Source organism: Streptomyces sp. NPDC093598 (genome assembly GCF_044764825.1).
Taxonomy (GTDB): domain Bacteria; phylum Actinomycetota; class Actinomycetes; order Streptomycetales; family Streptomycetaceae; genus Streptomyces.
Genome location: NZ_JBIWIV010000013.1, coordinates 103,564 through 124,127, shown reverse-complemented (window position 1 = coordinate 124,127; position 20,564 = coordinate 103,564). Strand labels below are relative to the sequence as shown.

At 71.4% G+C, this 20,564-nt stretch carries 8 protein-coding genes and 1 pseudogene; 1 reads left to right on the top strand and 8 read right to left on the bottom strand.

What is annotated here, in order from left to right; translation table 11 throughout:
* Window positions 1-11: 11 nt before the first annotated feature.
* The 3 genes from ACIRDU_RS29735 to ACIRDU_RS29725 all read right to left on the bottom strand — a co-directional run bounded on the left by ACIRDU_RS29735 (window position 12) and on the right by ACIRDU_RS29725 (window position 8,679).
* Window positions 12-6,338: a protein kinase gene (locus ACIRDU_RS29735; protein ID WP_403585189.1), complete on the bottom strand. Its 6,327-nt coding sequence runs from the start codon at window positions 6,336-6,338 to the stop codon at window positions 12-14.
* A gap of 527 nt (window positions 6,339-6,865) precedes the next feature.
* Window positions 6,866-8,395: a helix-turn-helix domain-containing protein gene (locus ACIRDU_RS29730; RefSeq protein ID WP_403584973.1), complete on the bottom strand. Its 1,530-nt coding sequence runs from the start codon at window positions 8,393-8,395 to the stop codon at window positions 6,866-6,868.
* An 83-nt stretch (window positions 8,396-8,478) separates the two neighbouring features.
* Complete coding sequence (locus tag ACIRDU_RS29725) at window positions 8,479-8,679, bottom strand: DUF4236 domain-containing protein (protein WP_283970468.1); 201 nt, start codon at window positions 8,677-8,679, stop codon at window positions 8,479-8,481.
* Between the two features lie 287 nt (window positions 8,680-8,966).
* Here ACIRDU_RS29725 and ACIRDU_RS29720 point away from each other — a divergent pair, with 287 nt between their 5' ends.
* Entirely contained in the window at window positions 8,967-11,765 is a 2,799-nt protein-coding gene (locus ACIRDU_RS29720) for an aconitate hydratase (RefSeq protein WP_403584969.1), read from the top strand.
* A 299-nt stretch (window positions 11,766-12,064) separates the two neighbouring features.
* Here the strand turns inward: ACIRDU_RS29720 and ACIRDU_RS29715 are convergent, their stop codons facing one another.
* The 5 genes and pseudogenes from ACIRDU_RS29715 to ACIRDU_RS29695 all read right to left on the bottom strand — a co-directional run.
* On the bottom strand, window positions 12,065-13,420 hold the full coding sequence (locus ACIRDU_RS29715) for an ABC transporter substrate-binding protein (protein ID WP_403584966.1): 1,356 nt from the start codon (window positions 13,418-13,420) through the stop codon (window positions 12,065-12,067).
* A gap of 92 nt (window positions 13,421-13,512) precedes the next feature.
* The gene (locus tag ACIRDU_RS29710; protein WP_403584963.1) at window positions 13,513-14,799 is read right to left on the bottom strand and encodes a sugar ABC transporter permease; all 1,287 of its coding nucleotides are present in this window, start codon (window positions 14,797-14,799) and stop codon (window positions 13,513-13,515) included.
* Window positions 14,790-15,569 (bottom strand): ATP-binding cassette domain-containing protein, encoded by a 780-nt coding sequence (locus ACIRDU_RS29705; protein ID WP_403584960.1) that lies wholly within the window; start codon window positions 15,567-15,569, stop codon window positions 14,790-14,792. Before ACIRDU_RS29705 ends, ACIRDU_RS29710 begins: the two co-directional genes overlap by 10 nt.
* A 14-nt stretch (window positions 15,570-15,583) precedes the next feature.
* Complete coding sequence (locus ACIRDU_RS29700; protein ID WP_403584957.1) at window positions 15,584-16,669, bottom strand: substrate-binding domain-containing protein; 1,086 nt, start codon at window positions 16,667-16,669, stop codon at window positions 15,584-15,586.
* A gap of 686 nt (window positions 16,670-17,355) precedes the next feature.
* Window positions 17,356-20,001, bottom strand: a pseudogene (locus ACIRDU_RS29695) (SpoIIE family protein phosphatase); the annotation flags it as partial.
* Between the last annotated feature and the right edge of the window lie 563 nt (window positions 20,002-20,564).

Genomic DNA, 20,564 nt, shown 5'->3' with positions numbered 1-20,564 from the left:
GTTCCTAGCGGTCAACGGAGGTGGAAATAGGTGGCGTTGTGGTCGGCGATGGCGTCCCAGTCCGCGTCCGTGGGGAATCGCAGTACGTCCCAGCCGGCCTCCTCCAGGCGGTAGCCGGCTTCGAGGTCACGGTCGGCACCGGGCGTGTGGCCGGGTACGTCGACGAACACGGCGAGATCGGCGCCGTCCAGATGGAATACGAGGTCGGGGCAGGCGTCCGCCTCCGGGACGGGCACACGGACCTCGTCGGGGAGTCGGTGGCCCTTCGCCTTCAGCCACCCGAGCAGGTCGCCGTCCGCGACGAGCGCCGCGAGATCGGCCTCTACGGGGGTCGGTGGCGTGCTCGTGGGGGTAGGGGCCTGTGGCCTGGCGGGCGCCGGGGCCAGCCTGCGGAAGCGCTCGCTGCGGGACTCGTCGCGGTCCTCGCGCTCGGTACGGGCCTCGGACAGCCGCAGCAGCAGCGGCTGGGCCGCGTGCCGGCTCAGCTGACGGTGGTGTGTCTGGTTGCCGTAGGTCAGCAGACAGGCATAGCAGCCGCGAGCGCACTTCTCGCCGTCCGCCGGCCCGCCCTCGTCCTCGCCGGTGTCCCGGTCGAAGTGGCAGATCTCCAGGGCGGTTTTCGCGGCCTCGGCGAGGGCGCCCCTCTCGTGCTGGATCCGGCGCAGCACACCGGCGCCGCCCTCGGCGGCCTCCGTGAACAGCATGCGGCGGCGCGGCCCGTCGTCCGGCGGCAGCAGCTCCGCGGTCAGCTCGGAATCCTCCAACTCGAACGCCGCCTCGATGCCTCGCTCCAGCGCGTACAGGAACGACAGCGCCGCCGGCTCGGGCAGCGGCTCGTCCAACGTGACGACGAGGATGTTGCGCCGGTCCTCCACGAACGGCAGCACCCGCTTCTTGCGCCGCTTCTCGTTGCCGTCCTCGTCGACCACCGGCATGCCGGTGCCCTCGATGGCGTCCGCGGCGGCCCGGTCGTTGAGCCAGCGACCGTCGCCCAGGTCCAGCCAGTAGCCGTCCGGCTCCCCCTCCTTGTCGCGGACCCGGCCGAGATTGGTGATCCGGACCGTAGCCGAGTCGCCGTAGTCCAGGTCGAGGACGTGCGCGCCGCCGACGTCGGCGACATGTGAGGTGAGACGGCCCTTGCGGGCGCCGTGGTCCTGGAAGGCGTACGAGGTCTCCAGGCGGAAACCGGCCCTCCGGCGCTCCTCCTCGTCGGAGGAGATCCGCTCGCGCGGAGTGGTGTACACGGTGTGCAGATGCAGCAGACCGGTGCGCTTGCCGCGCAGCTCCTCCCCGCACATGTCGCACCGGTCGAGGCCGGGCCTGACGGCGTAGTGATAGCCGCAGCCGTCGCAGCGCCGGGCCTCCGCCGTCGCCAGCTCGCCCGAGGCGTCCGGCGGCAACTGCACCCGTGTGACCTGGTAGCGGGCACCCTCGTGGTAGATGAGCGCACCCGGACCGAACTCGCGGATGGCGAGGAACCGGGGCCGCTGGAGATAGTCCCCGTCGGCGTTGCGGCGGTTGCCGGACCGAGGGATGTACGCGGCCAGCGGCAGCCGCGGGAAGCTGTAGCCGGGCAGGAACCCCTCGGACGCCAGATAACGGTAGGGATTGAAGTCGCTCATCACCGACTTGTTGTCGGTGGAGCGGTTCAGCAGCAGGTTCGTCTGCGTCTCGGCCTCCCGTCGGCGGCTGCGGGCGCGGCTCTGCTCGCCCTGCGAGAGGGTGTGGTCGACGACCCGCTTGTTCTGCTCGTACTGGTCGATGACGGCCGCCCGGAACAGGTCCCGCCACCGGTCGAAGGCGGCGTCGAACTCCGCCGGGGCCCGCTCGATCCGGTCCTCGATCCACTCGTCGTACCACCACGTGGTCGCCTCGAAGTCGGCGATCAGCGGGGCGAGAACGGTACGGGCGGTGTCGGCCGCGCGGCTGCGGGCGGCGTCGTCCAGGGACCGGTCGCGGAACTCCGAACGCAGCGGCAGCGGCATCAGCGGATCGGGGCGGTCGCCGCCCTCGGGGTCGTAGGCGACGTCGATCACCTCCGGGATCGCGGTGCCGAGCTTCATGTCGGCCTCTGCCAGCCAGATGCCCTGGAGATGGGAGCGGACCAGATCCTCGTTGGCCAGGTCCAGCCGTGGGGGAGCCACCTGTCCCGACACCATGTCCTGGGATTTGCGGAAGTAGTACTGGTCGTGGCTGTTGCCCGTCGCGCAGTACGTGGTCACCAGCGCGGGCTGCCCGGAACGCCCCGCTCGGCCCGAGCGCTGCGCGTAGTTCGCCGGGGTCGGCGGCACGTTGCGCATCAGCACGGCGTTGAGCGAGGAGATGTCCACACCCAGCTCCATCGTCGGCGAGCAGTACAACAGAGGCAGCTTGGCCTCCCGGAACAGCTCCTCGCGCTCCAGCCGGTCCTCCGGAAGGACCTGGGCGGTGTGCTCTCGCGCGTACAGGCCGGCCAGCTCGGCGGCTGCGGTGCGGTAGAGGTCCCGGAAGAACGGGTTGACTCGCGGGCCCTCGCCGCCCCGGTAAGTGCGAGCCAGCGGGTCGACCACGCCGCGCTCACCGGTTCCGGCCCGCCAGATGAGGTGGGCGGCCGACACCCGGTAGCCCGTGCGCTTCTGCGCCGCCCGGCGTCGGTAGGCCGGGCCGGAGAGCTCGGGGGTCGCGTCCACCTCACGCACCAGATCCGCGTCCCTCAAGACCTTCAGCAGATCCTCGATGACGGCCTGTACGTCATCCAGCGAGAAGGACGGATCGCGCAGCTCGGGCATGTTCCGCTGCAGGTACTTGCCGAACTTGCCCCGGGCCGACAGGAACAGCGCGGAGCGCTCCATACCCGGCCGGGACCCGTAGGGGTAGGCGGTTCCGACGGCCGGCCGGTCGCTTTCGCTCAGCACCCATGCCCCGGCCAGCCGCTCCTCGCTCGCCCGCTGAAGGACGTCGAAGTCCTCGCGGAAGTACTGCACGTCGATGGCCAGCGCCCGCCGCATGAAGTCGAGCAGCGTACGGGTGATCTCCTCGCGCAGGGCGGGGTCGGCGCCCCGCAGCACGGCGTGCGTGGTTCGCCAGCGCTCGTCGTTGGCGGCGAGCCAGTCCAGATCCTCGTAGTCGATCCGCAGCAGCCCCGTCTGCTCCAGGTTCGGCATCGTGATGCGCCAGCCGCGCTCCAGGTCGCGGTAGAGGCGGTATCCCACGACCTCCCGGAAGGTCTTCAGAGCCCGGCGTTCCATGGAGGGCGTCAGGTCCGCGCCTGTCGTGTACTCGCGGGGCGTCAGGCCCATCACCTCGGTGACCGCCTCGGCGAGGTCGTCGTGGCTCAGCCCCTCCTCACCGGCCCGCACCGCGGCCTGGTACAGGGCCCCGCGCAACTGCGTCACCTGGGCGAAGTCGTTGAAGTGCCCGGCCTGGAGCGAGGCGTCCTGCCGGTTGTCGACGAAGGTGAGCAGCTTGCGGGCCTCCTTGCCCAGGCTCTCCTCCGGCACCGCACGCAGGGACTTCACGATCGACGCGGAGATCAGTGAGGTCGCCGAGGAACGCCCCTCCTGGTCCAGGGTGGCCAGCTTGGCGAAGTCCCGGCCGCGGGTCTGCTCGTAGGAGACCTGGCAGTGCACACAGAACAGGAACGGCGCCGGGACGAACGCCGCGGTCAGCCCTTCGCCCGACTCGTTCCCGTGGGCATCCACGACGACCCGCCGGGGCACTCGGGGCCGGTAGGACTTCTTGACGACCGTCACACCTTGGGCGTCCGGCTCCAGCCACGACTCCGGCAACCGCCGGTCGTCCACGGCCTTCTGCGGATCGGCCGGCCACTCGTAGTCCTCACCGGGCATGCCCAGATACAGATACCCCTCACCCTGGCGGCCCCCCGAGGCGGAGGTGTCCCGACGCGGCTCGTACCGGAAGGTGCCGCCGTCCTCGGTCCGCCACACGGTCAGGTACTCCTGACCGCACTCCCGGCAGAACGCCAGCGGGAACAGCGGCTTGCCGTCGCTGTCCGGCTGCTCCAGCTGGTAGGTGCGGGTGAGCGGCCGGGTGAGCGGATCCTCAAGCGTCGTGTAGACGGTGTCGCCCTTGGACAGGAACTGGTGCAGCCGGAACGCGAACAACGGCCGCTCCGTCACCGGGTGCTTGGCCTGCGCCCCCGCCTCCAGCGTCGTACGGATCGCCTCGCGCACACTCTCTTCGGGGACTCCGGAGGCAGCGGCCAGTTCCGCCGCCGCGGCCTCGACGGTGTCCGGGGCGCAGCGACGCAGCCGCCCCGTACCCTCCTCGGGCTCCAGGCCGAACCGGGACTCCACCCAGCGGGCCAGCGGATCCCTCGTCAGCGCGTCGTACGAGCGGGGCGCCGCCGGTACCCGCAGCCGCTCGGCGGGTACAGTCCCGGGCGCTTCGTCGGTCGCCCGGACCAGGGTCTCGCCGATGACCCGCTTCGGCAGCACCGTCGTACCGAACAACCGGCCGGCCACCCTGGCCACCTCGCGCCGCTGGTCTTCCCAGGAGCCTTCGGTGGACATGGTCGCCGAGGTGCCGATGCACTGAAGGGTCTTCGAGGCGCGGCAGGCCTCACGCACGCGGCGGATCAGGAGCGCCACGTCCGCGCCCTGCCGGCCCCGGTAGGTGTGCAGCTCGTCGAAGACCAGGAACTGCAGCCCTTCGGCCATGCGGATCAGGCTGGTCCGGTCGTCCGGCCGGGTCAGCATCAGCTCCAGCATCACGTAGTTGGTCAGCAGGATGTCCGGAGGGTCCTTGCGCAGCTTGCGACGGTCCTCGTCGGACTCCTGGCCCGTGTAGCGGGCGAAGGTGACCGGCTCACGGCCCTTACCGAAACCGTGTTGCAGGTACTTCTCCAGCTCGCCCAGCTGCGAGTTGGCCAGGGCGTTCATCGGGTAGACGACGATCGCGCGCACCCGGCCGCCCGCGTCCGGGCCCGCCGCCTGACGCTCCTTCAGTACCCGGTCCACGATGGGGACGATGTAGGACAGCGACTTGCCGGAGCCGGTACCGGTGGTGAGCACATAGGAGTCGCCCGCCTGCGCGGCCTCGATCGCCTGCCGCTGGTGGAGGTGGAAGTTCAGCGGCCGGCCGTCGGGGCGCGGAGAGGTCTTCTTCTTGCCGGCCTGGAAGATCTCCGCGCACCGCGGGTGCAGTACGCCGTCCCGGACGAGATCGGTGACCTGGCCGCCGTCGGCGAAGAACGGGTTGAGCGAGAGCCACGGGTCTGGCCACTGGGACTTCGCCGCCAGATCGTCCGCGACGAAGCCCTCGATCCGGGCGTCCCGGATCACCGTCGCGCTCCTGGTGAAACTCTCGTACTCGCCGATCAGGTCGGCGTGGATACCGAAGACGTCCATCGCCTCGGGAAGGCGCGGATCCCTGCGCGGCACGGGTGCCGGCGCGGCCGGAGCGGGCTCGGGGAGCAGGGCACGCAGCCGCGCCACCGGGTCCATCGCCTGCCAGTGCGGAGCGAGCAGGGCGGCCGTGTCGTCCGGCGCGAACGCGAGCGGGATCAGCGCCTCACGGACCAGGGCGGCGTTGTCCGGCCGCAGTTCGCCGTCCTTCTCCAGGAGCCGGTCCACCAGCCGGACCAGTTCGGCGGGCAGATCCGGGCGCACCAAGGTGAGCCGGGGCGGACGCTCGTACTGGTGCTGCTCGGAGAGTTCGTAAGGGGTTCTGGCGGAGAACGGCGGCCGTCCTATCAGCAGCTCGTACAGGACGCAGCCGAACGCGTAGAGGTCTGCGGACGCGGTGACCTGTTCGGCACGGAACTGCTCCGGCGCCATGTAGCGGGCCGTGCCGACGCTCACGCCCGTGCTGGTCAGGCGGGTCTGGTCGGGATCGTCGACGACCGAGCCCATGCCGAAGTCGAGAACCTTGACGGTGCCGTCACGGGTCAGCATCGCGTTGGCCGGCTTCAGATCACGGTGGACGACCCCGGCGGTGTGCGCGGCGGTGAGACCGGAGGCGATCTGCGCCCCGATGGCGGCGGCCCAGGAGACCGGGAGCTGGGGCTCCTCGTCGATGAGGTCGGCGAGCGGATGACCGTCGAGCAGTTCCATGGCCAGGTAGGGCAGGCCGGTACCGCCCGGTGCCCCGTCCGCACCGCCGTCCACTCCGCCATCGACGAGCAGGGTGAGGTTCGGGTGGCCCTGGGAGAGCATGCGCATGATCCGCACTTCGCGGCGGAACCGGTCGATCTCCTTGCCGGACCCCGAAGAGTCGACGGCGATCCCGGTCCGGGCCCGCAGCACGGTCTTGAGCGCGACCTCCCGGTGCGGGGAGTCCGGGGCGGCCTCAAGGTCCTCGGCCCGGTGCACCTCGCCCATGTTCCCGCGCCCCAGCATCCCCGTGATCCGGAAGCGTCCGTCGACCGTTCCCCCCAGGCTCACTAGCCCTCCCCGTCTCACCCGGCGTATACAAGGTGGGTACATCCCGTGGGGAGCGTATACCTTCACCTGTTGACGAGCATCACACCTTCACGTTGACACTGTCAACGTACGATCGTTTACTCATCGCGCTTCCTTGTGCTTTGGCCGGAAATCCTCGCTTGTGGGACAGCCGGCGGCGCAAGCGGTACCTGGACGGGTCGTATCAGTCACGACAGGCGTGGGGAGGGTGGCCGAACCGTTCCGGCGGCGTGGAAGACGTGTGCGGGCAGCGGTGACGGGACGCCGAGTCCGTTCCGTCCGCGGCGCGTTGATGCTGGACGTGTAGCCTCGGATCGGTCCGCTGCGGACGCCACCCACTTGTTCCGGCCCGCTGTGGAACGAGGCCAGAAGTCCCTGAGGAGTCGAAAAGGCGCCGCCGCATCTGTCCCGAGCGGTGTTCGTGCTGGCCGGGAAGGGTGCGGCGGCGTTGGGTCGGGGGAGTGTCAGATGTCCCGGAACGTCTCGATCTGCGCCCCGACGGAGTTAAGCCGCTCCGCCAGGTCCTCGTAACCCCGGTTGATGACGTACACGTTGCGCAGCACCGACGTGCCCTCGGCCGCCATCATCGCCAGCAGGACGACGACCGCGGGGCGCAGGGCCGGCGGGCACATCATCTCGGCGGCGCGCCAGCGGGTCGGGCCCTCGACGAGGACGCGGTGCGGGTCCAGCAGCTGGAGCCGGCCCCCGAGGCGGTTGAGGTCGGTCAGGTAGATGGCGCGGTTGTCGTAGACCCAGTCGTGGATGAGGGTCTGGCCCTGGGCGACGGCCGCGATGGCCGCGAAGAACGGGACGTTGTCGATGTTCAGGCCCGGGAACGGCATGGGGTGGATCTTGTCGATCGGCGCCTCCAGTTTGGAGGGACGGACGGTGAGGTCCACCAGCCGGGTGCGGCCGTTGTCGGCGAAGTACTCGGGCGTGCGGTCGTGGTCGAGGCCCATCTCCTCCAGGACCGCCAGCTCGATCTCCAGGAACTCGATCGGCACCCGGCGCACCGTCAGCTCCGACTCGGTGACGACGGCCGCCGCGACCAGGCTCATCGCCTCGACCGGGTCCTCGGAGGGGGAGTAGTCCACGTCGACGTCGATGGTCGGCACGCCGTGCACGGTGAGCGTGGTCGTGCCGATGCCGTCGACCTTGACGCCGAGGGCCTCCAGGAAGAAGCAGAGGTCCTGGACCATGTAGTTGGACGAGGCGTTGCGGATGACGGTGATGCCGTCGTGCCGGGCGGCGGCGAGGAGGGCGTTCTCGGTGACCGTGTCGCCGCGCTCGGTCAGGACGATCGGACGGTCGGGGCTGACCGCACGGTCCACCCGGGCGTGGTACTGCCCCTCGGTGGCGGCGATGTCCAGGCCGAAGCGGCGCAGCGCGATCATGTGCGGCTCGACCGTGCGCGTACCGAGGTCGCAGCCACCGGCGTACGGCAGCTTGAAGTGGTCCATGCGGTGCAGCAGCGGGCCGAGGAACATGATGATGGAGCGGGTGCGGCGGGCGGCGTCCGCGTCGATCGCGGCCAGGTCCAGCTCCGCCGACGGCACGATCTCCAGGTCGACACCGTCGTTGATCCAGCGGGTGCGCACACCGATGGAGCCCAGCACCTCGAGGAGGCGGTACACCTCCTCGATGCGGGCGACGCGGCGCAGCACCGTGCGCCCCTCGTTGAGCAGTGAGGCGCACAGCAGGGCCACGCACGCGTTCTTGCTCGTCTTCACGTCGATGGCGCCGGACAGCCGCCGCCCGCCGACCACCCGCAGATGCATCGGACCGGCGTAGCCGAGCGACACGATCTCGCTGTCGAGGGCCTCCCCGATACGCGCGATCATCTCAAGGCTGATGTTCTGGTTGCCGCGCTCGATCCGGTTGACGGCGCTCTGGCTGGTTCCGAGCGCCTCGGCCAGCTGCGACTGCGTCCAGCCCCGGTGCTGCCGGGCGTCACGGATGAGCTTGCCGATGCGTACGAGGTAGTCGTCTGCCATGTGGTTGAGGTTATCTCAGATATGAGATGGCGCCCGACCGGGGGTCCGAACGGGTGACGGGACGTCAAGCCCCTCCGTCGGCCTCAGTGTCGACGCTCCCGCGTGGTGCGCCGCCATCCGAAGGGTCCGGGCAGGTCCATCGATGTCGTACGACGTCCTGTGCTGCTGCGGGTGTAGCGCGGGCCGTTCTTTCCGCCGCCGGTGGTGATGGACCAGGAGCGCTTGTTGATGTTCAGTCGCACCCCCGGAAGGATCCGGAAACTCTTGCGGAACGTGAGCGGCATGCCTGTCTCCTCTCCGTTGTGCGTGGATGTCGTGCGTGGGCACCTGGTTCGGATACCCGGGAAAAGGGCGCGCATGACCGCATGGCGGGCGCCGGGGCATGACCATCCGGCGCTCGTGTACTAGAGTTATCTCGACATCGAGATATCTGCCGAGAGAGCACCGCAGCCGCGCCATCATCTCGTCTGGCGGTAAGGGTTACCTAACTTAGCCTTACCTTAGCGGATCGGTCGAGATGCCGTGGCGGCAGGATCGTGGTGGTACGCGCACATCAATGAAGGAGACTGTCGTGTCGGCGAACAGCTTCGACGCCCGCAGCACGCTGCAGGTGGGCGACGAGTCGTACGAGATCTTCCGGCTGGACAAGGTGGAGGGCTCGGCCCGCCTTCCCTACAGCCTCAAGGTCCTGCTGGAGAACCTGCTCCGTACCGAGGACGGCGCGAACATCACCGCCGACCACATCCGTGCCCTCGGTGGATGGGACTCGCAGGCCCAGCCCAGCCAGGAGATCCAGTTCACGCCGGCCCGCGTGATCATGCAGGACTTCACCGGCGTTCCCTGTGTCGTGGACCTCGCGACCATGCGTGAGGCCGTGAAGGAACTGGGCGGCGACCCGGCGAAGATCAACCCGCTGGCGCCGGCCGAGCTGGTCATCGACCACTCCGTCATCGCCGACAAGTTCGGCACGAACGACGCCTTCAAGCAGAACGTCGACCTGGAGTACGGCCGCAACAAGGAGCGCTACCAGTTCCTGCGCTGGGGCCAGACCGCCTTCGACGAGTTCAAGGTCGTCCCGCCCGGCACCGGCATCGTCCACCAGGTGAACATCGAGCACCTGGCCCGCGTCGTCATGGTCCGCGACGGCAAGGCCTACCCGGACACCCTGGTCGGCACCGACTCGCACACCACCATGGTCAACGGCCTCGGCGTGCTCGGCTGGGGCGTCGGCGGCATCGAGGCCGAGGCCGCCATGCTCGGCCAGCCGGTCTCCATGCTGATCCCGCGCGTCGTCGGCTTCAAGCTCACCGGCGAGCTCCCGGCGGGCACCACCGCCACCGACCTGGTGCTCACCATCACCGAGATGCTGCGCAAGCACGGCGTCGTCGGCAAGTTCGTCGAGTTCTACGGCGAGGGCGTCGCCGCCACCTCGCTGGCCAACCGCGCCACCATCGGCAACATGTCGCCGGAGTTCGGCTCCACGGCCGCGATCTTCCCGATCGACGACGAGACCATCAAGTACATGCGGCTCACCGGCCGCAGCGAGCAGCAGCTCGCGCTGGTCGAGGCGTACGCCAAGGAGCAGGGTCTCTGGCTCGACCCGGCCGCCGAGCCCGACTTCTCCGAGAAGCTCGAGCTCGACCTGTCGACCGTCGTGCCGTCCATCGCCGGCCCCAAGCGCCCGCAGGACCGCATCGTCCTCGCCGAGGCCGCCCAGCAGTTCGCCAAGGACGTCCTCAACTACGTCGAGGCCCCGGTCGCGCAGCAGCCCGGCGCCTCCGCCTCGCCGGTCGACGAGGCCAGCGCCGAGTCCTTCCCGGCCTCCGACGCCCCCGCCTACGGCAGCCAGGAGAACGGCGCCGGCGCGCCGCAGCACGCCGACGGCACCGGCGGCGCCGTCCCGTCCAACCCGGTCACCGTGACGGCCCCCGACGGCACGTCGTACGAGATCGACCACGGCGCGGTGACGGTCGCGGCCATCACCTCCTGCACCAACACCTCCAACCCGTACGTCATGGTCGCCGCCGCCCTGGTGGCCAAGAAGGCGGTCGAGAAGGGCCTGACCCGCAAGCCGTGGGTCAAGACCACCCTCGCCCCGGGCTCCAAGGTCGTCACCGACTACTTCGAGAAGGCGGGCCTGACCCCGTACCTCGACAAGGTCGGCTTCAACCTCGTCGGCTACGGCTGCACCACCTGCATCGGCAACTCCGGCCCGCTGCCGGAGGAGGTCTCCAAGGCCGTCAACGACCACGACCTCGCGGTCACCTCGGTCCTCTCCGGCAACCGGAACTTCGAGGGCCGGATCAACCCCGACGTCAAGATGAACTACCTGGCGTCGCCGCCGCTGGTCGTGGCCTACGCGCTCGCCGGCTCCATGAAGGTCGACATCACCCGGGACGCCCTCGGCACCGACCAGGACGGCAACCCGGTCTTCCTGAAGGACATCTGGCCCTCCGAGGCCGAGGTGAACGACGTCGTCGCCAACGCCATCGGCGAGGACATGTTCTCCAAGTCCTACTCGGACGTCTTCGCGGGCGACGCCCAGTGGCAGGCGCTGCCGATCCCGACCGGCAACACCTTCGAGTGGGACGCCGAGTCCACCTACGTGCGCAAGCCCCCGTACTTCGAGGGCATGACGATGGAGACCACCCCGGTCTCCGACATCTCCGGCGCCCGGGTGCTCGCCAAGCTGGGCGACTCGGTCACCACCGACCACATCTCCCCGGCCGGCGCCATCAAGGCCGACACCCCGGCCGGCAAGTACCTCACCGAGCACGGTGTGGAGCGCCGCGACTTCAACAGCTACGGCTCGCGCCGCGGCAACCACGAGGTCATGATCCGCGGTACGTTCGCCAACATCCGCCTGCGCAACCAGATCGCGCCGGGCACCGAGGGCGGCTACACCCGCGACTTCACCCAGGCGGACGCCCCGGTCTCCTTCATCTACGACGCCTCGCAGAACTACCAGGCCGCCGGCATCCCGCTGGTCGTCCTGGCCGGCAAGGAGTACGGCTCCGGCTCGTCCCGCGACTGGGCCGCCAAGGGCACCGCGCTCCTGGGCGTCAAGGCCGTCATCGCCGAGTCGTACGAGCGCATCCACCGCTCGAACCTCATCGGCATGGGCGTCCTGCCGCTGCAGTTCCCGGAGGGCCGGTCCGCCGAGTCCCTCGGCCTCACCGGTGAGGAGACCTTCGACTTCACCGGCGTCGAGGAACTCAACAACGGCACCACCCCGCGCACGGTGAAGGTCACCACCGACACCGGCGTCGAGTTCGACGCGGTCGTCCGCATCGACACCCCCGGCGAGGCGGACTACTACCGCAACGGCGGCATCATGCAGTACGTGCTGCGCAGCCTGATCCGCAAGTAAGCGGAGGGCCACGGCAGTTCGAGGGCCGCGTTCCCGGGTGACCGGGGGCGCGGCCCGCGCCGTTCACGGCTGTGAAAACGCCCCCGCCCGGATCGTCGCCGTCCTCGTCGCCGTCTGTGCCGCCATGGCATCGGCGGCCTTCCTCGTCCAGCGGGCCCTGCTGCCGGGCGAACTCGACGGCCGGGTCACGGACGCCGCCGACACGGCCCGGCCGGGCCTCGCTCCCGACCTCACGAGGCTCGGTGCACGGTCACCGCGCCGCCCTGCGCGGCATCGCCCCCGACGGCACGGCCGCCGGGTCAGTCGCCGCGGTACTTCGCCGCCGCGGCCTGGGCCAGGTCCTGTGACTTGTCCAGGGCCGCGTCCACCGACTGCTGCCCGGCGATGGCCGCGGCGATCTGCTCGGAGACCGCCGTGCCCAGCACGGTGAACTCGGGTATGCCCAGGAACCCGATGCCCTCGTAGGGGCGGGGGGCGACGCCGGGGTCCTTCGGGTCGGCGGAGTCCGTCGCGGCGGTGTACTCCTGCCGGTACCAGGCACCGGCCGCCTGCTGGTACTCGGGCTTCTCGTAGAGCGACTTGCGGTTCCCGGCGGGCGCCGAGGTCCAGCCCACCTCCTGGCCGACCAGCTCCTGGAACTCCTTGGAGGAGGCCCAGGAGATGAACTCCCACGCGGCGTCCTTGTTCTCGGAGGCCTGCTGGATGCCCCAGGCCCAGGTCCACAGCCAGCCGGCCTTGTCGGTCCGCTCGTGCGGGGCCGGGACGTAGCCCACCTTGCCCTTGACCGAGGAACTGTCGGCCTCGATCGACGAGGCCAGCGACGTGGCGTCGTACATCATGGCGCACTTGCCCTCGACGAAGCGGTCCAGGATCTCCAGCACGCCCATCCTCTCGGCGCCGGGCTGGCCGTGGGAGCGGAGCAGCTCCACGTAGAACCTGACGGCCTTTTTGAACTCCGGTGAGGTCAGGCGGGCGTTCCAGTCCATGTCGTACCAGGCGCCGCCGAAGGTGTTGACGACCGTGTTGATCGGGGCGAGGTTCTGGCCCCAGCCGGGCAGGCCGCGCAGGCAGATGCCGCTCGCGCCGTCGGTGCCGTCGACCCGGGCGGCCAGGTCGGCGACCTGCTCCCAGGTCGGGTTCGGCGGCATGGTCAGGCCGTCCTTGCGGAACAGGTCCTTGCGGTACATCAGGAAGGAGCCCTCGCCGTAGAAGGGCTCGGCGTAGAGCTTGCCGTCCTCCCCGGTCAGCGAGGCCGTCAGGTTGGGGAAGACGTCGTCCTGATCGAAGTCCTCGTCCGCCTTCACATAGGAGTCCAGCGGGGCGAGCCAGCCGTTCTCCGCGTAGATCGGCACCTCGTACGCGCTGACGCTCGCCACGTCGTAGGTGCCGGCCTGGGTCGCGAACTCGCGGTTCATCCGCTCCCGCGCCTCGTTCTCCGGCAGGACCGTGTACTCGACGGTGATGCCGGTCTCCGCCGTGAAGTGCTTCTTGGTGAGCTTCTCGAGGGTCTGGATCTGCGGCACGTCGGTCGCGAGCACACTGAGGTCGGCCTGCTCCTCGCCGCCGGGCCGGTCGGTGTCACCGCATCCGGCCAGAGTCAGGCCGACCGCGACCGCGGCGGCCACGGCCGCCTTGGTGAGGCGGCTGCGTTTCATGGCACTCCGGCCCTTACCCACCTCTGCCAGTGTTAGGCATTTCGTGAGAAACAGGATGATGACCGAATTCCCGGCATGCCGTGGCCCAGGGCTCAGGGCCGGCCGCGTCTGGCCTCGGCCCGTCGGGACAGCGCGTCGGCCGCCACGGCCGCCAGCAGCACCCCGCCGGTGATCATGAACTGCACGGCGTCCTGGACCCCCAGCAGGCCCATGCCCGAGGCGATCGACTGGATGACCACCACACCGAGCAGCACCGACCAGGGCGAGCCCCGCCCGCCGAACAGACTCGTCCCGCCGATGACGGCCGCCGCGATCGCGTTGATCAGCAGCATCCCGGAACCGGCGGCACGCGCCGTCGTGGGGCTCGCCGACGTCAGCCCCGACGCCACGAACAGCCCGCCGACCGCGGCCAGCGTCCCCGACACCATGAACATCGCGACCCGCACCCGCTCCACCCCGATGCCGGCCCGCCGCGCCGCCTCGACCCCGCCGCCGAGCGCGTACACCCGCCGCCCGTAGCGGGTGCGGCGCAGCACGTAGTCCGAGACGACCAGGACCACCAGGAAGATCAGCAGCGCCAGCGGCAGCCCCTGGAACCGGTTGAGGGTGTGGGCCGCGGCGAACGCGACCACCGCGAGCAGACCGGTGCGCATCCAGATCTCGCCCGCGGACCGGTAGGGCATCCCGGCCGCCCGGTGGCGGCTGTGCCGACGACGGGCGGCCAGGACGTACCCGGCCGTGCCGAGCGCCGCGACCGCGTACGCCGCCAGGTCGTCGCCGAAGTGCCGGCTGGTCAGGGAGGCGACCAGGCCCTCCTCGTCGATGTTGATCGTGCCGCTCGCCCCCAGCAGGTAGAGCGTCAGGCCGTTCCAGATCAGCAGCCCGGCCAGCGTCACCACGAACGCGGGCACGCCGAGCCAGGCGTGGAAGAACCCGTGGAAGGCACCCACAGCCGTGCCCGCGGCCACCGCCACGGCCACCGAGAGCCACTCCGGCACCCCGTGGTTCACGTTCAGCACGGCGAACGCGGCCCCGGCGAGGCCGCTGACGGAACCGACCGACAGATCGATCTCCCGGATCAGCAGCACGAACACGATGCCGACGGCGACCAGGCCGGTCCCGACGATGTCCACACTGAGGTTGGACAGGTTGCGCGGCGAGAGGAACTTGTCGTCCAGGCCCTGGAAAACGATCCAGATCACGATCAGCCCGGCGATGACCATGAGCGGTCCCCGCTCCCCGCCGCGCACACTGCCGCGGACCTCCGTGGCGTACTCCCGCAGGCTCTCCTGCCAGCCGCGGGCGCGCTGCTCGCCGCCGGTGGTGACCGGCCCGGCCGGTCCGCCGTCGCGGTGCGTCCCGCCGCGGCTCACGGCCACGCCTCCTCGTCACCCCTCGTGCGATGGGCCACCGCGTTGTCCGCCGCCCCCGTGACGGAGGAGATGATCTGCTCCTGGGTCACCGTGCTCACATCGAACAGACCGTTGTTGCGGCCCAGCCGCAGCACGGCGACCCGGTCCGCGACGGCCTTGATGTCGCCCATGTTGTGACTGATGAGGATGATCGCCATACCTCGGTCGCGCACCTCCTCGATGAGGTCGAGCAGATGGCTGGTCTGCTCCACGCCCAGGGCGGCGGTGGGCTCGTCGAGCAGCAGCACCTTGGGGGCGCCCATGAGGGAGCGGGAGATCGCGACGGCCTGCCGCTGCCCGGCCGACAGCGCGGCGACCGGCATCCGCACGTCGGGGATGCGGATCGACAGGGCGCGCATCAGGTCACGGGCGCGGCGCTCCATCTCGACTTCGTCGAGGATGCCCACCCGGTCGATCTCGCGGCCGAGGAACAGATTGCCTACGACGTCCAGGTTGTCGCACATGGCGAGGTCCTGGTAGACGGTCGCGATGCCCAGGGCGTGGGCGTCGTGCGGGCGTTTGATCTGCACGAGGCGTCCCTCCCACTCGATGACGCCCCGGTCGGCGGGGCTGACCCCGGAGATCACCTTGACCAGCGTGGACTTGCCGGCTCCGTTGTCGCCCGCCAGGGCCACCACCTCACCGGCCCGGACCTTCAGGCCGACGTCCAGGAGGGCCTGGACGCCACCGAACCGCTTGGTGATGCCGCGCAACGCCAGTACGGGTGGATGGGCCATGGGGACCACCTCGCTCACCGGGTGAGTCCGGCCCGGTCGCAGGCCGAGCGGAGCTTCGGGGTGCAGATCTGGTCGAGCGTGTAGACACCGTCCCGGACGAGCGTCCGGCCGATCGTCTCGCGCGTCACGGCGGTCGGGTCGAGCAGAATCGCCGGGACGTCCTCGGTCGTGGGGCTGTCCACCTTCGTCGTGACCAGGGCGCTGATGTCGTTGCCGCGCGCCAGGGCGACGGCCATCGCGGACGCCGCGTCGGTCTCCAGCCGGAACGGCTTGTAGACCGTCATGTACTGCTCGCCCTTGACGATGCGCTGCACGGCGTCGAGGTCGGCGTCCTGCCCGGTGACCGGGGGCAGCGGCGAGATGCGGGCGCTCTTGAGCGCCGCGATGACACCGGCGGCGATCGAGTCGTTGGCCGCGAGCACCCCGTCGATCCGGCTCGGGCCGAGGTCGCTGATCGCGGCGGACATGTGGTCGTGCGCGTTCTCCGTACGCCACCCGAGGGTGTCGTACGACTTCAGGATCCGCACCTCGTCCCGCAGGACGGCCCGGGCCCCGCCCTCGTACCAGGCTGCGTTGGGGCTGGACGGGTCACCGTTCACCATGACGACGCCGCCGCCGTCGGCCCTGGCACCCATGCCCTCCAGGAGCGTCCGGCCCTGGAGCCTTCCGACCTGGGCGCCGTCGAAACTGACGAAACCCGAGATCGGGCCCTCGGCGAGCCGGTCGTAGGCGACGACCGGGATGCCCTCGCGCTGGGCCGCACGGACCGAGGAGCGCAGGGCCTTGGGGTCGACGACGTCCAGGAGCAGGGCCGAGACCCCCCGGGTGATCATGGAGTTCATCTGCTGCCGCTGGCTCGCCGCGTCGTTCTCGGCGTTGGCGTACACGACCGTGCATTCCGAGCACAGCTCCTTCACCCGCTTCTCGATCAGGGGCTTGTCGGACTTCTCCCAGCGGGGCACGGCCCGGCTCGGCAGCAGCAGCCCGATGGTCAGCCCGCCGCCCTCGCCCTCCCCGCCGCTGTCGGTACACCCGGCCAGGGACACGGCCAGGACGACCGCCAGCAGCCAGGCGGCGCCGCGTCGGCTGAGGCCACGCATCAGGAATCTCCCGCTTCGGGCCGGTCCTGGGGCAAAGGCGCCTTCCGGCCCGGCCCCAGCCCCCCGCCCGGGCCGCGCGCCCGGGCCCCGCTCCAGAGTCGGCCCCGGCCTGCGGCCCGGCCGGGGTCCGGGTCCTGAAGCGTGCGAGCGTCTCCGCTCCGGACCGGGGCCGGGCCCCGGTCCAGGGCCGGGTCCGTGCTTCGGTCCGGGGCCTGGCCCCCGCTTCCGTTCGGGTCCGGGGTCCGGCTCCTGTCGGCGTGGCGCTCACCGCTCCGGTCCGCGACCGGATCGCCGGTTCGGTTCGAGGGCGAATCCTCACCGGGGTGCCGGTTCCCGGGCCGGTCCCGGTGGCTCCTTTCGCTCTCGTCCTGGCGGCCGCCCGCGCTCCCGTCCTGGTCCCCGTCTTCACTCGGGGCCGTGCCGTGGTCCTCGGTCCCGCGCGGGGACCGGGCGCCGTCGGCGTCGCGGTCCGTGAGCCGGTCGGCGTCGCGGTCCGTGGGCCGGTCGCCGGCGCGGTTCCTCGTCCGGTCGCTGTTGCGGTCCGAGCCCTGGTCACGGGCCTTGCGGCGGTCGCGGTTGCGGCCCAGGCCCCAGGTGCGGTCCCGGCCCAGGCCCCAGACGCGGCCCGGTCTGCGCTCCTCCTCCGGTTCGGTCTCCGGTTCCGAATCCAGGTCCGGCTCCTCGCCGGGTTCCGCCTCCTGTTCCGGACGGGTCACGACGATCTCGCTCCACACCTGCTTGCCGCCGCCCACCGGTACCGAGCCCCAGGCCGCCGACACGGCCTCGACGAGGAAGAGCCCACGGCCGCCCGTCGACTCCCAGTCCACGACCACCGGCTTGGCCGGCGCCCGGGGCGAGGAGTCGCTCACGGTCACCCGCAGCCGGTCCGCCGCCAGGGTCAGTTCCACCCGGACCGCGCCCTGCGTGTGCACCAGCGCGTTGGTGACCAGCTCCGACACCACCAGCAGCACGGTGTCGGCCTCCGCCGCGATGCCCCACGAACGCAGCGTGCGCGCACTGAACCGCCGGGCGTGCATGACCGCGTCCGGCAGCCGCCACACCACCCAGCCCGCCCGCACCGGCCGTACCCGCATCCCGTCGTAGCGCAGGAGCAGCAGCGCCACGTCGTCCTCACGGCGCCCGGCCTCGCCGAGCAGCTCGTCGGCCATCCGCCCCGGGTCGGCGGGATCGGCCGCGGCGAGCGCCTGGCGTACGAGCCGCATGCCCTCGTCCACCGGAAGATCCGCCGATTCGACCAGTCCGTCCGTCACCAGCGCGAGCACCGAGCCCGGGGCCAGCGCGAGCGCCGTCAGCGGGAACTCCGCGTCCGCGAGGACGCCCAGCGGGAGCCCGCCCTCGACCGCGATCTCCGCGGTGCCGCCGTCGGGATGCCGCACCAGCGGGGCCAGGTGCCCGGCCCGCACGAACAGCGCGTTGCCCTCCTCCATGTCCAGCTCGACGTAGCAGCAGGTGGCGAACAGGTCGGTCTCCATGCCGACGAGCAGCCGGTTGGCGTGCGCCACGACCACGTCCGGCGGATGCCCCTCCACGGCGTAGGCCCGGACCGCCGTACGCATCTGCCCCATGATCGTCGCGGCCCCGGCGCTGTGCCCCTGCACATCCCCGATGACCAGGGCGACCTTGCTCTCCGACAGCGCAATCACGTCGTACCAGTCGCCGCCCACCTGGAGTCCGCGCCGGGCGGGCAGATAGCGGGCCACCGCGGTGCCCCCGGGCAGCCGGGGGAGCCGGCGCGGCAGCAGGCTGCGCTGGAGCATCGTCGCGAGCTCCTGCTCGGCGTCGTAGGCGTGGGCGCGTTTCAGGGCCTGCCCGACCAGCCCCGCGGTCGCGGTCAGCAGAGCCCGCTCCTCGGGGGCGAACTCGTGCGGGGTGTCCCAGCCGACCAGGCACACCCCGGCCACCCTTCTCTTGGCCGGCAACGGCAGTACCGCGAGCCCCCCGGGGCCGATCCCGGCGAGCGCGGGCTCCAGCACGGAACCCGCAGGCCACAGGCTCATCCGCCCGTCCCGCAGCGCCGCCTGGAGGGTGGGCAGGGCGGCGACCGGCGCGTCGGGCCACTCCGAGCGCCACTCGCGCCGCCACAGCTCGGGCCAGGCACCGGCACCCGGCGGATCCAGCACGGTGACCGCCAGCCGGTCCTCCAGCAGCTCGGCGAGCGCCACCCGGTCGGCGTCCAGCGGCTCGCGCAGCGCGGCGACCACCACACGGCTGACGTCCCGGACGGTCGTGGCGTCGTCGAGTGCGGCCGTCAGCCACTGGATCCGGGCGACATCGCTGGCACCGCGGCGCAGCACGGGCGCCGCGGTCACCACGCCCAGCACCCGCTCCGGGGCGCCGTCGGGCCGCTTCAGCACCCGGCAGCTCAGCCGCAGCCAGCACAGTTCACCGGTGGGACGGCGGATCCGGTACTCCAGCTCACGGCGGCCCGGCGTCTGCGCGGACGGTTCGATGACCGACATCAGGGCGGGGACGTCCTCCGGGACGCTGCACGAGAGCAGGGTGTCGGTCTTGCCGTCGAAACCGCCCTCGGGGATACCGACCAGTTCCAGCAGGGCCGGGTCCGTCTCGACCAGCCCGGTGCCGGGCGACAGGGCGAAGGAACCGACCCCCATGGCGCGCAGGGCCGAATCCAGCAGGGGCGAGGGCGCCGACCGGTCGGCCTCGCCGCGGAGCCGCTCGGCGACCGCCTCGGCGTACCGTTCCAGGAACTCCCGTTGTTCGCCCCCGAACCCCTCCCCGGCCTCTCCCACCAGGAGGAGACAGCCCAGCCACCCTCCCGCGGCCCCCAGCGGCAACGCCCCGAGCGGGACGGTGGCGGCCGTGCCCTCGTCCCGCCCGGTGACCACCGCTCCCGCGAGCCACACCGGCCGCCCCCGCAGATAGGCCTCGGCGACGGCCGGGCCACTGCTTCCCTGCTCCGGCGGGCCAGGAGGCGCCGGGGCGGGTGAGGTCTCCGCGGAGGGTGACCGGACGCTGTCCGGATCCGGGCCGGCGGAGGGGGCGTCCTGCGGAGCGACGTGTGCGTCCGACCCGGGGGAGGCGCCCGGCTCTGTGCCGGGAGATCCCTTCGCGACCGCCACGCGCCCCGGCACCTGGTACCGCTGCTCGGACTCGGCCCCGGCCGACTCCACCAGCCGGAGCTCCGCCCCGTCCTCACCGCGCACGTACACCGCTGCCAGCGCCACCCCGGCGAACGCCAGCACGCGTGTCCGCGCGGCGAGCTCCGGCGTGGGGCGAGACGGACCGGTGCCCCCGTTCCCCGGTGCCCGACGACCGGGGACCGCGGCCCGGGCATCGCCGTAATGGGGCATGTCCGCATCCACCTCCCGTCCATGCCGCAGCCACCGGCAGGTGGGAGTCCCCGGAACTCAGGTGACGACGACGCGGGCACGGGACCGGCGGCGCGGCGTCGCGCCTCCCATGGCGGATCCACGCCGCACATGAGCGGCAGGGCACCCACACAACAGAATCGCACACCTGGATAACACCGACATATGGGGCGATCGGTCCGATCCGTTCAGTACCTCCGACGGGTGCTGATCACACCCCGTCTCGCGGGACGTCGCCCGGCCGACGCGGCGCCGCATGGCCCACACGGAGATCGAGACGACCGCGACCCGGCACCAGCCCTCAGCGGGGCTCGGCGCACACGGCTGGGCCGGCCGGCTCCGGCGGCTCGGCGACGACCTCGCCGCAGCGGCCCGGCCTCTGCGCTCGGACGGCGCCGCAGACCGCTTCATCCACCCCCACGAGCCGTCCCCGGCCCCCGCGCCCCTCCGCCGCCCACGGCTGGACACTCCTGCGCGCCCTCACTCGCCCCCTCACCGCCGAGCCCGGCACCCAGGCCCGCCCGGCGCCAAACCGGCCTCAGCCC

What these genes read in the sequence shown, in the direction of transcription:
- ACIRDU_RS29735 (WP_403585189.1), bottom strand. Translation starts at nt 6,338, where the DNA reads ATGCTGGGGCGCGGGAACATGGGCGAGGTGCACCGGGCCGAGGACCTT.
- ACIRDU_RS29700 (WP_403584957.1), bottom strand. Translation starts at nt 16,669, where the DNA reads ATGCGTGGCCTCAGCCGACGCGGCGCCGCCTGGCTGCTGGCGGTCGTC.
- ACIRDU_RS29725 (WP_283970468.1), bottom strand. Translation starts at nt 8,679, where the DNA reads ATGCCGCTCACGTTCCGCAAGAGTTTCCGGATCCTTCCGGGGGTGCGA.
- ACIRDU_RS29730 (WP_403584973.1), bottom strand. Translation starts at nt 8,395, where the DNA reads ATGGCAGACGACTACCTCGTACGCATCGGCAAGCTCATCCGTGACGCC.
- ACIRDU_RS29705 (WP_403584960.1), bottom strand. Translation starts at nt 15,569, where the DNA reads ATGGCCCATCCACCCGTACTGGCGTTGCGCGGCATCACCAAGCGGTTC.
- ACIRDU_RS29715 (WP_403584966.1), bottom strand. Translation starts at nt 13,420, where the DNA reads ATGAAACGCAGCCGCCTCACCAAGGCGGCCGTGGCCGCCGCGGTCGCG.